Below are 14,719 nucleotides of genomic sequence, written 5' to 3'. Positions count from 1 at the left end.
GAGCGGCGATGCGTCGTGGTGGGCCTTCGGTTCTCGGGATCGTACTGGCGGGCGGGGAGGGCAAGCGCCTGATGCCGCTGACCGCCGACCGCGCGAAACCAGCGGTCACCTTCGGCGGAACGTACCGCCTCGTCGACTTCGTCCTCTCCAACCTCGTCAACGCCGACGTCCTGCGCATCTGTGTGCTGACCCAGTACAAGTCGCACTCGCTGGACCGGCACATCACCACCACCTGGCGGATGTCCAGCCTGCTCGGCAACTACGTCACCCCGGTCCCGGCCCAGCAGCGCCTCGGCCCGCGCTGGTACCTGGGCAGCGCCGACGCGATCCTGCAGTCGCTGAACCTGGTCCACGACGAACAGCCCGAGTACGTGGCCGTGTTCGGCGCCGACCACGTCTACCGCATGGACCCGCGGCAGATGCTCCGGCAGCACATCGAGGGCGGCGCGGGCGTGACGGTGGCCGGCATCCGGGTGCCCCGCTCGGAGTCCTCCGCCTTCGGTGTGATCACGCCGGGCTCGGACGGCCGCGCTGTCGAGCGCTTCCTGGAGAAGCCGGCCGACCCGCCCGGTCTGGCCGACGATCCCGAGTGCGTGTTCGCGTCGATGGGCAACTACATCTTCACCACGAAGGCCCTCATCGAGGCGCTGCACCGGGACGCCGAGGACGGGCAGTCCGTGCACGACATGGGCGGTTCGATCCTGCCCCAGCTCACCGCACGGGGCGAGGCGCAGCTGTACGACTTCAGCGACAACCATGTGCCGGGTGAGACCGCCCGCGACCAGGGATACTGGCGCGACGTCGGCACCCTGGACGCCTACTACGAGGCGCACATGGACCTGATCGCCGAGCGCCCCGCCTTCAACCTCTACAACCGGCAGTGGCCCATCTACACCCACTCGGGCCAGCTCTCGCCGGCCCGGTTCAACGCGGGCGGCATCGCGAGCGAGTCCATCATCAGCGCGGGCTGCCTGATCCGCGGGCAGGTCACCCGGTCCGTGCTGTCCCCGGGCGTACGCGTCGACCCGGGCGCGGTCGTGCAGGGTTCGGTGCTGCACGACAACGTCCGCATCGGCCGGGGCGCGGTGGTCCGCGGTGCGGTCCTGGACAAGAACGTCGAGGTCCCGCCCGGCGCGACGATCGGCGTCAACCCGGAGCGGGACGCCGAGCTGTACACCGTCTCCGAGGGCGGGGTCATCGCGCTGGGCAAGGGGCAGCGGGTGCCGTAGGGGCCGCGTCCGTGACCGGAGGGGCGCGGCGCGCCGGACCGGCCGGGTCGGGGCCGACGCCATGTCACCAGCGACCCGAGCCGCCAGGACGCCCACCGTTTGTGCACCGGCACCGGGTTCGCCCGCAGCCACGAGGGGTTCGGGCCGCCCCGCTGACCTCCCGTCACCGCTCAGCCGTCGTCGCCTCCCCGCGACGCGTTCTGCGAAATCCTCTCAGGATGCCCGGGTTTGCGTCGTTCGCCCTTCAGGATGCAGGCAACGATGTCGAACCTGCGGAGGTCATCCGACATGAGAGGGACCCGGCGCACGCGGCTGTGCCTGGCCGGGGTGATGGCAGCGTCCACGCTGATCGCCACCCCCGCCGCACGGGCCGCCGAGCGGACCGACGGCCACCTCACCGACCTGGTCAACCCCTTCATCGGGAGCCAGAACGAGGGCAACACCTTCCCCGGCGCGGCCGTGCCCTTCGGCATGGTGCAGCTCTCCCCGGACACCGGGCACAACACCGGCTACGACTACACGCAGAACCGTATCCGTGGCTTCTCGCTGGTCCACCTCTCGGGCGTCGGCTGCCGCATCGGCGGCGACCTGCCCGTGCTGCCCACCACGGGCGACGTCACGCAGACGGACTACGCCCAGTACGCGGCAGGCTTCTCGCACGACGACGAGGAGGCGAGCCCCGGCTACTACCGTGTCGGCCTCGCCTCCGGCATCCGCGCCGAGCTGACCGCGACCGAGCGCACCGGCGTGCAGCGCTACACCTTCCCGGCCACCGACAAGGCCAACCTCCTGTTGAACGCGGCCCAGTCGCTGCACAAGGCGGTCGGCAGCGCCGTGGAGATCCTCGACGACCGCACCGTGCGCACCGAGATCACCGGCCGCGGCTTCTGCCGGGACACCGGCCCCTACACGGTCTACACGATCACCCGCTTCAGCCGGCCCTTCACCGCGTACGGCACCTGGGACGGCCAGGCCGTCACCCCGGGCGCCCGGAGCGGACGCGGCGGCGCCTACGTCCGTTTCGACACCACCGAGGACCGTACCGTCGAGGCGACCACCGCCCTGTCGTACGTGGACGCGCGCGGTGCCGCGACCAACCTGCGCGCCGAGGGCGGCCGGCCCTTCGACGCCGTGCGCCACCGCGCGCGCGAGGAGTGGGAGCGCCGGCTCGACGGCGTCCGTGTCCAGGGCGGCACGTCCCCGCTCCGCCGTACGTTCTACTCCTCGCTGTACCGGTCGTTCCTCGCGCCCAACATCGGCAGCGACGCCGACGGCCGCTACACCGGCTGGGACCGCCGTACCCACCGAGCCCGGGGCTTCACGTACTACCAGAACTGGTCGCTGTGGGACACCTACCGCACCCAGGCCCAGCTCCTCGCCCTGCTCGCCCCGCGCGAGGCGCGGGACATGGCCCGGTCGGTGCTCGCCATCGACGAGGACGGCGGCTGGCTGCCCAAGTGGGGCTACGGCCCGGTCGAGACGAACGTCATGAGCGGCGACCCGGTCACCCCGTTCCTGACCACCGCGTACCACATGGGCCTGCTCAAGGGGTTCGAGGAGCGGACGTACCGCGCGCTGAAGAAGAACGCCGACGGCGTGCCGCCCGCCGAGTACCCGGGCATCGGCCGGGAGGCCAACGCCGAATACATCGCGGGCGGTTTCGCGCCCTACGTCAAGGGCCGGCCGCTGGCCAAGATGGGCGACTCCGACTACCACCACGGCGCCTCCGTCACCTTGGAGTACGCGCTCGCCGACGCCATGCTCGCCCAGATGGCGCGCGGTCTCGGCCACGAGGAGGACGCCGCCCGCTACGCCGCCCGGTCGCGCCACTACCGCAACATCTTCGATCCCGCCACCGGCTTCTTCCGCGCCCGCGACGCCTCCGGCGCCTTCACCGGCACGGCCGACCCGGCCCGCAGCCCCGGCTTCCACGAGGGCAGCGCCTGGCAGTACCAGTGGCTCGTCCCGCAGGACCTGCCCGGCATGGTCGGCCTGATCGGCGGCAAGCGCGCGGCCAACGACCGGCTGGACTCCTTCTTCGCCTACGACCGGCTGCTCGCCGACCCCGAGAAGACCGCCCGCGAGGTGTGGGTGCACGGGGACGCGTACGACTACTACAACGCCGACAAGTACAACCCGATGAACGAGCCCGACCTGATCGCGCCCTACACCTACCTGGCCACCGGCCAGCCCTGGAAGACCACGGACGTGGTGCACGCGGCGCTGACCCTGTTCACCGACAGCCCCACCGGCATGACCGGCAACGACGACCTCGGCACGATGTCCGCCTGGAACGTCCTGTCGTCCATCGGGATCTTCCCGATCCAGCCGGGCTACGACACCTGGGGCCTGTCCACCCCGGTCTTCGACCGCGTCCACCTCAGGCTGGACCGCCGGTACTGGCCGAGCGGCGGGCTGACGATCAGTGCGCCCGGCACCTCCGCCGCCGACCGGTACATCCAGGCCGTCCGCACCGACGGGCGGCCGCACGGGCGGACCTATCTGACGACCGGAGGGCTGCGCTCCCTGCGCGCGCTCACGTTCACGGTCGGCCCGCGCCCGTCTGAGTGGGGCACGGCACCCGGTGCCGCGCAACCGGTCCTGAGGTGACCTCGCCTGTCACCTGGGTCCCGCCCCTTTCAGAGGGGCGGGGCTTAATCTGCTGTTAACTGTGCGTAGCCTGATCGTACTTGACCGTAATCGGCTCGCGGAGATTGACTGCAGATCCCCCCGTCCGTCGACGCGCGAGGCAAGCCCGTGACTTCCGATCTACTCGCTCCCCTCGACCTGGCCTTCTGGAACATGGAGTCCGACCGGCATCCGATGCACCTCGGAGCGCTCGGTGTCTTCGGCGCGCATTCGCCCACGGCCGGCGCCCACGCCGCCGACCTGCTCGCCGCCCGCGCCGCCGCCGTACCGGGCCTGCGCATGCGCATCCGCGACGTCTGGCAGCCGCTCGCCTTCGGCGGCGCGGCACGCGAGACCGACCCGGACTTCGATCCGCTCGACCACGTACGGCTGCACGCACCGACCTCCGACTTCCACGCGGTCGCCGGCCGGCTGATGGAACGCCCGCTGGAGCGCGGCCGGCCGCCGTGGGAGGCGCACGTGCTGCCCGGGGAGGACGGGGTGTCCTTCGCGGTGCTGTTCAAGTTCCACCACGCCCTCGCCGACGGGCTGCGCGCCCTCAAGCTCGCCGCCGGCGTCCTGGACCCGGTGGACCTGCCCGAGCGCGCGCCCCGCCCCGTCGAGCCGCCCCGCGGCCTGCTGCCGGACGTGCGCAAGCTGCCCGGCCTCGTCCCGGACCTGGTCAAGGGCGCGCTGTCCGACGTGGGCCGGGCCCTGGACATCGGTGCCTCGCTCGCCCGCTCCACGCTCGGCATGCGCCCGTCCTCCGCGCTGACCTCCGCGCCCAGCGGCACCCGCCGCACCGCCGGGGTCGTTGTCGACATCGACGATGTGCACCGGGTGCGCAAGAGCGTCGGCGGCACCGTCAACGACGTGCTCATCGCCGTGGTCGCCGGTGCCCTGCGCCGCTGGCTGGACGAACGGGGCGACGGCAGCGCGGGCGTGGCGCCCCGCGCCCTCATCCCCGTCTCCCGGCGCCGTCCGCGCACCGCCCAGCCACAGGGCAACCGGCTCTCCGGGTACTTGATACCGCTTCCGGTCCACGAGCCCGACCCGCTCGGCCGGCTCGCCACCGTGCGCACCGCGATGGTCCGCAACAAGGACGCGGGCCCCAACCGGGGCGCCGGCGCGGTGGCGCTGCTCGCCGATCACGTGCCGGCGCTCGGCCACCGGCTCGGCGGGCCGCTCGTCGGCCAGGCCGCCCGGCTGTGGTTCGACATCCTGGTCACCAGCGTGCCGCTGCCGGGGCTCGGGCTGCGGCTGGGCGGCCATGAGCTGAGGGAGGTGTATCCGCTGGCCCCGCTGGCGCCGGGCCAGGCGCTGGCGGTCGCGATCTCGACGTATCGCGGGGGCGTGCACTACGGGCTGGTCGCCGACGCGCAGGCCGTGCCTGACCTGGATGTGTTCGCTCGGGCGGTGTCGGACGAGGTGGAGACACTGCTGGCCGTCTGCGAACCCTGAGCACGCCCCGGCCTCCGGCCTCCGGCGGGTGCCGGGTTCCCCATCGGCATCCCCGGCTTTCGGCGGGTGCCGGGTTCCCCTGCACCGCCGGCCTTCGGCCGGTACCGGGTTCCCACCGCACCACCCGTGCGGCTTTCGTCGCCGGGCGCGGGTGGCCCCCGTGGGGCGTCTCCATCGTCGGCGGCTGCGGAGGAGGCCGGGCACGGAGGTGCCTGGCGAGGTGCCGGGGGTGGGTGTGACGGGCTACGGAGCGTGGGCGGTGGGGTGTGACGGCTGCGGAAAGTCCCGCCCACCCGACAGCCAGCCCCGCGCACCCTCACCACAAGTCCCGACACGGCACGTCGGCCAGCCCTCGCCCCGCACCCTCGCCCAGCCTCACCGCGAGCACCCGCACGTCCGGCAGCGCTACCCCGCCCGGCCTCCGGTTGCGCGCACCCTCACCCGGCCCAGCGACGCGACCCCGCCCGCCGCGGCAGCGCAACCCCCACCCGCCGAGCAGCGGCCCCGCCCGGCCCGGCATCGGGCGCCCCACCGCCGAATCCCTGGGGGCCCGCCACGCCGCTAGCCCGACGCCTCCGCGGCCCGTCACACCCCCACCCGACGCCTCCGCAACCCGTCACACCCTGGCGCCTCGGTGGGGCTGGCTGTCGGGCGGGCGGGACTTTCGGCGGGGGTGGGGCTGGCTCTCGGGCCGAGCGGGGCTTGCGGTGAGGGTGGCGGCTGTCGGGGCGGGTTTGTTCGGCTGTCGGCCGGGTGGTGGGGGTTTCGGGGTGCGAAGCGGGCGGGTTTGGTCGTAGGGGCCGCCGCTCCGTAGAATTCCCCGTTCGAAAGCGGGCGCGAGTCGGAGCGCTGCGCGGGTGATCAGGGAAGCGGCAGCGCGATGACGGTGACAGAGGACGGGTCGACGTCCATGGAGACCCCCATGGATGTCCCCACGGACGCCTCCATGGACGAGGTGGTCTACGGACCCGGTATCGACCCGGAGCGGCTGGCCGTCTGCCTGAGCGTGCTGGAGGAACTGGACCGGCTCGACGTCGACCACCCCGACGCGATCAAGGTGCGCCGGGCCACCTCGCAGATTTACCGGACGGTCAAGCAGCGCCGCCGCCAGGAGCGCCGGGCCGCCAAGACCGCGCACGACCGGGCCGTCACGGAGGCGACGGCCACCGGCTCCGCCGAGCGCATCGACGACGAGACCGAGGGCATCCTGCCCTCCTCGAAGGTCGAGGAGGGCAGGATCGCGGGCATACTCCAGCGTCCGCGCTCCTGCTACACCTGCAAGACCCGGTACGTGGAAGTCGACTACTTCTACCACCAGCTCTGTCCGGACTGCGCCCGCGTCAACCGGGAGAAGCGCGACGCCCGCGCCGACCTCACCGGCAAGCGCGCCCTGCTCACCGGCGGCCGCGCCAAGATTGGCATGTACATCGCGCTGCGGCTGTTGCGCGACGGTGCGCACACGACCGTCACGACGCGGTTCCCCAAGGACGCCATCCGCCGTTTCAAGGCGATGGACGACTCGGCGGACTGGATGCACCGCCTGGAGGTCGTCGGCATCGACCTGCGCGACCCGGCCCAGGCCGTCGCGCTGGCCGATCAGGTCGCCGAGGCGGGCCCGCTGGACATCCTGATCAACAACGCCACGCAGACCGTGCGCCGCCTGCCCTCCGCCTACGCCGCCCTGGTCGAGGGCGAGAGCGCCCCGCTGCCGGCCGGGGAGCTTCCCGCCCACCACGTCATCGGCGCCTTCAATTCCGGCGCGGTCGACGGTCTGGCCGCGCTGCCCCTCGGCACCAGTGGCCTCGACGCACAGAAGGTCGCCGACCTCGCCCTGGTCGCGGGCAACGCCAGCGTCGCCCGGCACCTCGACGGCACCGCCATCGACGCGGGCGGCCTGGTCCCCGACGTCGTGGAGACCAACACCTGGGTGCAGACGATCGAGCAGATCTCCCCGGTGGAGCTGCTCGAGACCCAGCTGTGCAACTACACGGCGCCGTTCATCCTGATCAGCAAGCTCCGCCCGGTCATGGCCGATGCCGCCAGGAAGGCGCCGAGTGGACGGGCGTACGTCGTGAACGTCTCGGCCATGGAAGGCGTCTTCGGCCGCGGCTACAAGGGCGCGGGCCACCCGAACACCAATGCCGCCAAGGCCGCGATGAACATGGTGACGCGGACCAGCGCCCAGGAGATGTTCCAGACCGACGGCATCCTCATGACCTCGGTCGACACCGGCTGGATCACCGACGAGCGCCCCCACTACGACAAGCTGCGCCTCGCCGACGAGGGCTTCCACGCGCCCCTCGACCTGGTCGACGGCGCCGCCCGCGTGTACGACCCGGTCGTGCGCGGCGAGGCGGGCGAGGACCTGTACGGCGTCTTCCTGAAGGACTACGCACCCGGCAAGTGGTGAACGCGGAAGGCGGGGCGCGAGTCGCCGGGCGGCAGGGCGTGAGCCGCCGGGCGGCGGGGCGGGAACCGGTGGCCCGCCGGGCGGCCGCCAATCCGGCACGCGGTGCCGTGAGTTGCGGGCCACCACCGGTTCCGGGACCGCTGCGCACACGGCACGTGGACCGCGCCGCGCCCCGACGCACCGAAACCCCTGGTCCGGGATCGAAGAAGCGTTCGGTCGTGTAGGCCGAGTGGGTGATTCACCTTGTTGCGCAGGTGATGCGCGTTGTTACAAATAGCCGCATATTGGGGGGCATTGAGATGCCGGGCGACGCGCATGAGTTACAGCTTGTTTGCATTCCCTATCGAGCGGACGTCCGCTCATTTGGTTAATCTAAGGGGGACGGACAGCAGTACGGGGTCCCACCCACACCCACCGTCCGTCCCGGGGCGGGCCGGTCGACAACGGCCTGCTCGACACGAGGTACCGGCGCCACCGCGTCCGAACTGGCCTTCCATCCAGACCCGAGCGGGCGACGAGTGCCGGAGCGCAGACTGTCCGGTATGCCCCGAGGGTGACCCGACACATAAGGAGTGCGCGGTGACACCGGAGAAGACGAATCGCGAAAAGCGCCCCAAGGAACGCACGGAGCGCCCGGGCCGCCGTGCCGGAGAACTCGGCAGTCTCGAGGTGTGGGCCCGGTCCGCCCCCATCCGCCTCGCGGGCTACGAGGACGACCTCGCCGAACCCCACATCCTGCCCAGCGTGGACTGACGCCGGGGCCGGACCCGTCGCGATCGCCGATGGCATGGGCGTGGCAGACTCGCGCCCATGCTGATCAGAGAAGCCGCGGCCGACGACTGGCCGCGGATCTGGCCTTTCTGGCACCGGATCGTCGCCGCCGGCGAGACCTACGCCTGGGACCCGGAGACGACCGAGGAATCGGCCCGCGCGCTCTGGATGGACCCCGCCAAGCGCGTCTACGTCGCCGAGGACCCCGCCGGAACCGTGGTCGGCTCCGCGTACCTCACCCCCAACTACGGCGGACCCGCCGCCCGCGTGGCCAACGCCGGCTTCATGGTCGACCCGGACCACACCGGCCGCGGCGTCGGCCGCGCGCTCGCCGAGCACATCCTCGCCGAGGCCAAGGCCCACGGATACCGCGCGATGGTCTTCAACGCCGTGGTCGAGACGAACCCGGCCGTGGGCCTGTGGACGTCCCTCGGCTTCACCGTCCTGGGCACGGTCCCGGAGGCGTACGAGCACCCGCGGCACGGCAGGGTGGGGCTGCACATCATGTACCGGGCGCTGGACTAGACCCCGCTACCGCTGATCCACCACCGGTGCCGTCCGCTGCCACGGGCGCAGCCGCTCCAGTTCCTCCGCCAGATCCAGCAGGACGGGCTCCGTGCCGGGGCGGCCCACGAGCTGTACGGCGCAGGGGGCGCCCGAGGGCAGGCTGCCGAACGGGACGGACATCGCGGGCCAGCCGGTCAGGTTCCACGGCGGGGTGAACGGCGAGTAGGCGGTGTTGGCGAGGACGTTGCGCAGCCAGCCACGCTCGTGCCACGGGCCGGCCTTGGGGGAGCGGCGGGCCAGCGCCGGGGTGAGCAGGACGTCGTGCTCGGCGAAGAAGGGCGTCAGCCGGTCGCGCAGGCGCTCGCGACTGTCGCCGGTGCCGACCGCACGGACGAAGCGCCGGCCCACCGCCGCGTGCACCCGGGTCCGCCGGGCCAGCCGCGCCGGATCCAGACCCTCGGCGTCCACCGCGGTCCCGGCCGTCCAGTGCCGCAACGAGGTCACCCCCAGGTCGAGGGGGTACGGCGGCTCGGCCCGCCGCACGCGGTGCCCGGCCCGGGCCAGCAGCCCGGCCGCCTGCCGGACCGCGGTCGTATACGGCCTGCTCACGCTCACCCCGGCCAGCGGGCTGCGTACGCCGACGGCGATCGTCCTGCGTGCCGGCTCCTCCGGCCGGGCGAGACCGGTGCCCGCGAGGACCTCGAACATCAGCCGCAGGTCCTCGACCGTGGTGGTCAGCGGACCGTTCTCCGACATGCCGAACCAGTCGCCGTTGCCGATCCCCGCCGGAACCACCCCGTGCCCCGGCTTGAGCGTGACCAGCCCGCAGTTCGCGGCCGGGATGCGCAGCGAGCCCATGCCGTCGTTGCCGAGCGCGATCGGCACCAGCCCCGCGGCCACCGCCGCCGCGCTGCCGCCCGAGGACCCGCCCGCCGTCCGCGAGAGGTCCCACGGATTGCGGGCGATGCCGTACACACCCTCCGTGGTGCCGAAGACGCACAACTCGGGCACGTTCGTCAGGCCCACGACCACCGCACCGGCCGCCCGCAGCCGGGCCACCGTGACATGGTCCTCGGCGGCCGGGCTGTCCGGACCGGCGGCGGTGCCGTTGCGGTGGGACTCGCCGCGCACCGCCAGGTTGTCCTTCACGGCCACCGGCACGCCCGGGAGCGGCAGTTCGGCCAGGTCGGCACGGGAGGCCACCTCGTCGGCCTCGGCGAGCGCCGCCTCCGCCCGCACCTTCCGGAACGCCTCGATCCGTCCGTCGAGCCGCTCGATGCGCGCGAGATGCTCGGCCACCACCTCCCGTGGCGTCACCCGCTTCTCGCGCACGGCGTCGGCGATCCCGGCGGCACTCCGCCCGGCCCAGTTCCCCACGGGCACTCCTCGGTCAGTCATCGGCTACTCGCTGGTACACATCACGGCGCAGGGAGAACTGTGCCCGGTCGGGGGCGGCACGTCGAGAGGCCGGTGGCGGGGCCCGTGCGTCGGACCTGGCGACGCCGGCGCGTCAACTCCCGTCTGTGCCGCGCAGATCCGGCGGGAGTAGGTCCGGTATGCGGGTCCCCTGCGCCTCCGGGACACCGGGCTGTCGGGCCAGCCCGAACAGGCCGAGATGGGCTTCGGCCGCCTCACGGAGGGCGATGAGGGTCTCCGCGGCCTCGATGCGGGCCACGGCGGGGCGGCGGGATCGCCGAGCACGGTGCGGAGGGCCTGCCTGGCGACGTGCCGTACCGGGCGGTACCTGGCGAGGCCTTCCGCCGCCTCCACCCGGTGCCGGGCTTTCCCGCCGCCGGTGTCCAGGGCACGGCGGTAGGCGGCCACCGCTTCGTTGCCCGCGCCCGGCCGGTGTGCTCCGGCCACCACGTGGGCGCAGGCTATGCGCCCGGCGGTGCCGGTGTACTGGCGCTGGACGCCCGCCGCGGCGCGGCCCTTCTTCACGAAGCCGGTCTCGTCCACGATCAGCACCGCGCTGTCGGCGCCGAGGTGATCGACGGCGTAGGCGCGGATGTCGTCGCGGACGGCGTCGGCGTCCCAGCGGGCGTAGCGCAGCAGCCGCTGCATCGGGCCCGGCCGGGTCAGGCCGGCCTGTTCGGCCAGCTGCCAGCAGTTCTTCCGCTCGACACGCGACAGCAGCCCGAGCAGGTAAGCGCGGACGGTCGCCCGGGGTTCAACTCGGCTGAACCGGACCGCGATCCAGGCCGTGGCCTGCTCGAACATCGCCCGCCATCGGGCGCCGTCTATGCTGTGACCTGCGGCCACCACACGATCGTCATGAGTCCATACAACCCTTGATGATCACGCGGTGGCCGTTCCAGTTCTCACGCGGGTCCGACCCAGAATCACGAAACCAGACTGGAGTGCTAGGCCCCTCGCGAGACAGCAGACTGACGCTGTAACAGACCGACACGCCAGGTTTGACGAGAGCCGCGACACGCTTCTCGAACTGGTGGTACATGTTCGCGGAATTCGTCGGATTCTGTGCACGGGTGAAGAGGTGGTTCTCACGGGTACCATCGCCGCCGAGCTTGTTCCCCATGTGGCACCGGGGCACATTGAGCCGTTTCCAACTTGGCTGAGAGGCTGAGAAGTTGGTGGGGCTGGCGTCCGAGAAGAGGTGAAGCTCCTGGTAGATGGTTTGCCGACCAAGATCAACCTATCCACCCGGAGCTTCACGTGCTTGCCAGCGAACTGGCCCGGCTGCAGCACGGCGTGGTCAAGCCGAGATCCGCGAACCCCGTGCCGTGCGCCTGACGGTCGCGGCGACGGCTGCCGCGACCAGGCCCACGGCCGCCGTCGCCGCGCCTACCCACATCCACGGACGACCGGAGGAGGGGACACTCGCGTGGTCCACCACCATGCCGACGACGGCAGAGCGGGCGATGGTTCCGCTGTGCTCGGAGAGATGGGCGCGTGAGTCGACCGCGGCCACCCGGTGGTCGCCGAGGAGGAAGAGCCGCCCGGGAGGCACGATGACCTCCACGGGAGGGCCGTACGCGGGATCGCCCGCGGAGAGATACGGCTCTCGCAGGGTCTTGTTGTCGACGCTCACTCTCCCGGTCTCGCTGATGACGACATGATCGCCGCCGACGCCAATCACCCGCTGCATGAAGACCTGGTCCACGCCCCAGTCCCGGGCGGAGAACACCACCACGCGCCCACGCGCGGCCTCCGAACCGTCGATGCGCATCACCGTGACGTCGCTCCCCTCGGGGTACGTGGGTTCCATCGACCCGCTCGGCACTCGTATCGTCCGGTAGTCCCCGGTCCCGCCCGTGGGCAACAGGATGCTGACCACCGCCAGCACCGCGCCGACCACCGCGACCCCCAGCGCCACCGCCAACGGCACGCGACTGGCCGCCCGGCGCGCCACCGGCGGCTGCGGCCACCCGTACGGCGCGGCGGTCGGTTGCTCAGACCCGTACACCTGCGGCCCCCGCCCGTCCCTCACAGCGAACCCCTCCTCTACTCAGCGGCCCATGCGGCTCATTCCATTCCTCCGGGGCTGCCGGGACGGACCGTGCCGGCCAACCGGAGGTCATCACGCAGCCGTCCATACCTCTCACGCACGCCCCGGAAGCTGAGGCAGCGGCTGGAAGTACGGGTCGGGGAAGACACCGGCCACGGAATACGGGCGGAATTCCTGATCGGTCAGGACTCGCACGACGAACTCCGCGGTCGAGATGTCGAAACGATCCCAGTCGGAGTCCACGAATCTGGCAATGACCGGCCATTCGTTCGGATCACCTGAATTCGCCAGCCAATAGAATTCGCATTCCGTCTGGGTGACACCCCATGGAATCAGGCCTGCAGGGCGGTCTCGCTCAAAGATCCGGTACGGCGCGAACAAGGGATGCGGGCTCTCCGGGGTCTCCCGGTCAGCGGCCACTTCGACGCACGCGCGCCACTGCTTAAGGATATCGGGACCCACCCCTTCATTCACACACAAGACGTCCAGGTACTCCGAGAACTCGCCGGGGCCGAATGACTCGCACAAACGCTTGTAGTCGCTCGGCAGGGTCACCCCGAGTTCGCCCTCGACACGCGCCCAGTTCATCGGCAGCCCCAGGGGCTCCCAGCGCACCGCGGAGATCAGCTGATCGATCCACATGGTCACTCCTACCAGATATGCCTGCGGGGCAGGAGTTCCGCACGAGAACTCCTGCCCCGTCCGTGACCCTTAAAGAATGAGGGTCACGGGGTGTTGGGTAGGTTCACCGTATCACTCTCCCCTGTCGTCATACTCCACCACGAAATGTTTACGGAATCCGGCACGAGATTGTCGCCCGTGTATCCCGCGGTCACCTCGTAGTACATCGTCTCGTGGTTGGCGATCCGGTCCGCGACGACCTTCTCCACCCTGCTCATCCGGGGACTATTGACCGCCGTGTAGAGAGGCAGGAGATTCCTTCTGTCAAGCCCGGTACCGCCGAGCTGATTCGCCAGAATATGCCCTCGCTGCATCAGGCCACTGATGAATCCGCGGGGAGTCGACTCGCGGTCCGGCGGGAACGGAGTCGGGCTCCCGAAAATCCCCCACGTGGTGTTGAAGTTCGTCGACGCCTGGTCCGACAGGACCATCGTGTCCTGCGAGTCCGTCGGCGACGGCGCGATCGTGATCGTCGGGTCGATGACGACCGGGTACTGGCGGTCCTTGGACGCCAGCCACTTCGCGTCCAGGGTCACCGTCAGCTTCCAGGACGTGCCGTCCCGGGCCAGCCTCTGCGTGACCTTCGTGCTGTAGGTCTCGCCGAAGACGGACCTGTCCGCCTTCCTGGCGTCCGTCATGAACGGCGCCGGGATCACCATCACCGGCGTGTGCGGCAACTCGCCGTACAGGGCGACCGAGCCGTCCTTGCGCGCCCTCGGCGTGAGCCCGTCGGTGTCCAGCGTGAACGTGAACTTCAGCGGGCCTGTGGGGCGCTCGGCGAGGGTGATGTTCTCCTTCACCCGGCCACGGCCGACCCCGTACTCCAGGTCCGCGCCGTGCACCGCGTCCCGGTACGTGACCGTCGAACCCTTCACCTTCGGCTTCAGCCTGCCGTGCGTGCCCTGAAGGCCGAGAGTGACCGAACGGCCGTCCGGCGACCGGAAACGCACCAGCCGGCCCGCGTCCGAGCCGAACCAGCTCCGGCCCTCATTCGTCGTGTTGGCGAAGTCGAAGCCCTTCGCGTCCGTCGCGTGGACGGCCGTGTCGATCGGCTTCCAGGCCGCCTTCTTGCCCGAGCCCGAGCGGTACGACGTCGGCACCGCCGACAGCTCCGCCTGCACCCGGCCGTCGGACAGCTGCCAGAACCGCGCCGTCGAGGTCCGTCGGCCCTTCAGCTCCTTGACCCGCCGGGCCTTCGGCGCCTTCTTGCCCTTCGGCAGCTTCTGCCGGTCGGCCACGTCCAGCTCGTCGTGGGACGGCGGCCCGGCGAGCTGGTGATCGTCGTCATCGTCGCTGAACCAGCCCTTGACGGTATCGACAATCCCCTTTCCGCCACCGTCGTCCGAATCAGACGCCGCATACGCGGCCTGCGGCAACGCGGTAGTCACCACCGCGGACACCACAAGGCACGCGATAAGCCTGCCCAATCTGGGTTTCACCACAACCCTTTCTTGTTGTCTGACGTCATAAACATCAATCCGGAAAATCCGGCCAACTCCCCATCCGTGACAGGCCAGACGCACCGGCGGCGGAGGTTGTAACCATCTGGCTGACGGCATGTCA

Annotated in this window: 11 protein-coding genes; 6 read left to right on the top strand and 5 right to left on the bottom strand. The window is 71.2% G+C overall.

Annotation, left to right across the window (positions count from 1 at the left end; all coding sequences use genetic code 11):
- Window positions 1–8 precede the first annotated feature (8 nt).
- The 6 genes from glgC to ACGFRF_RS26830 all read left to right on the top strand — a co-directional run bounded on the left by glgC (window position 9) and on the right by ACGFRF_RS26830 (window position 9,024).
- Window positions 9–1,229 carry a glucose-1-phosphate adenylyltransferase gene (glgC, locus tag ACGFRF_RS26855; protein ID WP_393744111.1) on the top strand — a complete coding sequence of 407 codons (1,221 nt, stop codon included), beginning with the start codon at window positions 9–11 and terminating at the stop codon, window positions 1,227–1,229.
- A 288-nt stretch (window positions 1,230–1,517) separates the two neighbouring features.
- The gene (locus ACGFRF_RS26850) at window positions 1,518–3,839 is read left to right on the top strand and encodes a GH92 family glycosyl hydrolase (protein ID WP_393744109.1); all 2,322 of its coding nucleotides are present in this window, start codon (window positions 1,518–1,520) and stop codon (window positions 3,837–3,839) included.
- A 147-nt stretch (window positions 3,840–3,986) separates the two neighbouring features.
- Window positions 3,987–5,318: a wax ester/triacylglycerol synthase family O-acyltransferase gene (locus ACGFRF_RS26845; protein WP_393744107.1), complete on the top strand. Its 1,332-nt coding sequence runs from the start codon at window positions 3,987–3,989 to the stop codon at window positions 5,316–5,318.
- An 880-nt stretch (window positions 5,319–6,198) separates the two neighbouring features.
- The gene (locus ACGFRF_RS26840) at window positions 6,199–7,728 is read left to right on the top strand and encodes an SDR family NAD(P)-dependent oxidoreductase (protein ID WP_393744105.1); all 1,530 of its coding nucleotides are present in this window, start codon (window positions 6,199–6,201) and stop codon (window positions 7,726–7,728) included.
- A gap of 579 nt (window positions 7,729–8,307) precedes the next feature.
- On the top strand, window positions 8,308–8,481 hold the full coding sequence (locus ACGFRF_RS26835) for a hypothetical protein (protein ID WP_393744103.1): 174 nt from the start codon (window positions 8,308–8,310) through the stop codon (window positions 8,479–8,481).
- A 57-nt stretch (window positions 8,482–8,538) separates the two neighbouring features.
- Window positions 8,539–9,024 carry a GNAT family N-acetyltransferase gene (locus ACGFRF_RS26830; RefSeq protein WP_393744101.1) on the top strand — a complete coding sequence of 162 codons (486 nt, stop codon included), beginning with the start codon at window positions 8,539–8,541 and terminating at the stop codon, window positions 9,022–9,024.
- A gap of 6 nt (window positions 9,025–9,030) precedes the next feature.
- On the opposite strand, the gene ACGFRF_RS26825 is transcribed toward ACGFRF_RS26830, so the two are convergent.
- The 5 genes from ACGFRF_RS26825 to ACGFRF_RS26805 form a co-directional block, all read right to left on the bottom strand.
- Window positions 9,031–10,383 (bottom strand): amidase, encoded by a 1,353-nt coding sequence (locus tag ACGFRF_RS26825; protein ID WP_393744099.1) that lies wholly within the window; start codon window positions 10,381–10,383, stop codon window positions 9,031–9,033.
- Window positions 10,384–10,407: 24 nt separating this feature from the next.
- The gene (locus ACGFRF_RS26820; protein WP_393744097.1) at window positions 10,408–11,268 is read right to left on the bottom strand and encodes a transposase; all 861 of its coding nucleotides are present in this window, start codon (window positions 11,266–11,268) and stop codon (window positions 10,408–10,410) included.
- Between the two features lie 454 nt (window positions 11,269–11,722).
- Window positions 11,723–12,457 carry a signal peptidase I gene (lepB, locus tag ACGFRF_RS26815; RefSeq protein WP_393744096.1) on the bottom strand — a complete coding sequence of 245 codons (735 nt, stop codon included), beginning with the start codon at window positions 12,455–12,457 and terminating at the stop codon, window positions 11,723–11,725.
- Between the two features lie 111 nt (window positions 12,458–12,568).
- Window positions 12,569–13,117, bottom strand: a complete 549-nt coding sequence (locus ACGFRF_RS26810; RefSeq protein WP_393744094.1) for a hypothetical protein — start codon at window positions 13,115–13,117, stop codon at window positions 12,569–12,571.
- An 83-nt stretch (window positions 13,118–13,200) separates the two neighbouring features.
- Window positions 13,201–14,715: a DNA/RNA non-specific endonuclease gene (locus ACGFRF_RS26805; RefSeq protein ID WP_393744282.1), complete on the bottom strand. Its 1,515-nt coding sequence runs from the start codon at window positions 14,713–14,715 to the stop codon at window positions 13,201–13,203.
- Window positions 14,716–14,719: the final 4 nt, after the last annotated feature.

The organism is Streptomyces sp. NPDC048521, assembly GCF_043199855.1.
Lineage (GTDB): Bacteria > Actinomycetota > Actinomycetes > Streptomycetales > Streptomycetaceae > Streptomyces.
The sequence above is the reverse complement of the archived record's forward strand: the minus strand, read 5'-3'. Positions and strand labels throughout refer to the sequence as shown.

Coding starts and splice junctions, on each gene's coding strand:
- ACGFRF_RS26830 (WP_393744101.1), top strand. CDS start 8,539: ATGCTGATCAGAGAAGCCGCGGCCGACGACTGGCCGCGGATCTGGCCT.
- ACGFRF_RS26805 (WP_393744282.1), bottom strand. CDS start 14,715: ATGCCGTCAGCCAGATGGTTACAACCTCCGCCGCCGGTGCGTCTGGCC.
- ACGFRF_RS26840 (WP_393744105.1), top strand. CDS start 6,199: ATGACGGTGACAGAGGACGGGTCGACGTCCATGGAGACCCCCATGGAT.
- ACGFRF_RS26850 (WP_393744109.1), top strand. CDS start 1,518: ATGAGAGGGACCCGGCGCACGCGGCTGTGCCTGGCCGGGGTGATGGCA.
- glgC (WP_393744111.1), top strand. CDS start 9: ATGCGTCGTGGTGGGCCTTCGGTTCTCGGGATCGTACTGGCGGGCGGG.
- ACGFRF_RS26810 (WP_393744094.1), bottom strand. CDS start 13,117: ATGTGGATCGATCAGCTGATCTCCGCGGTGCGCTGGGAGCCCCTGGGG.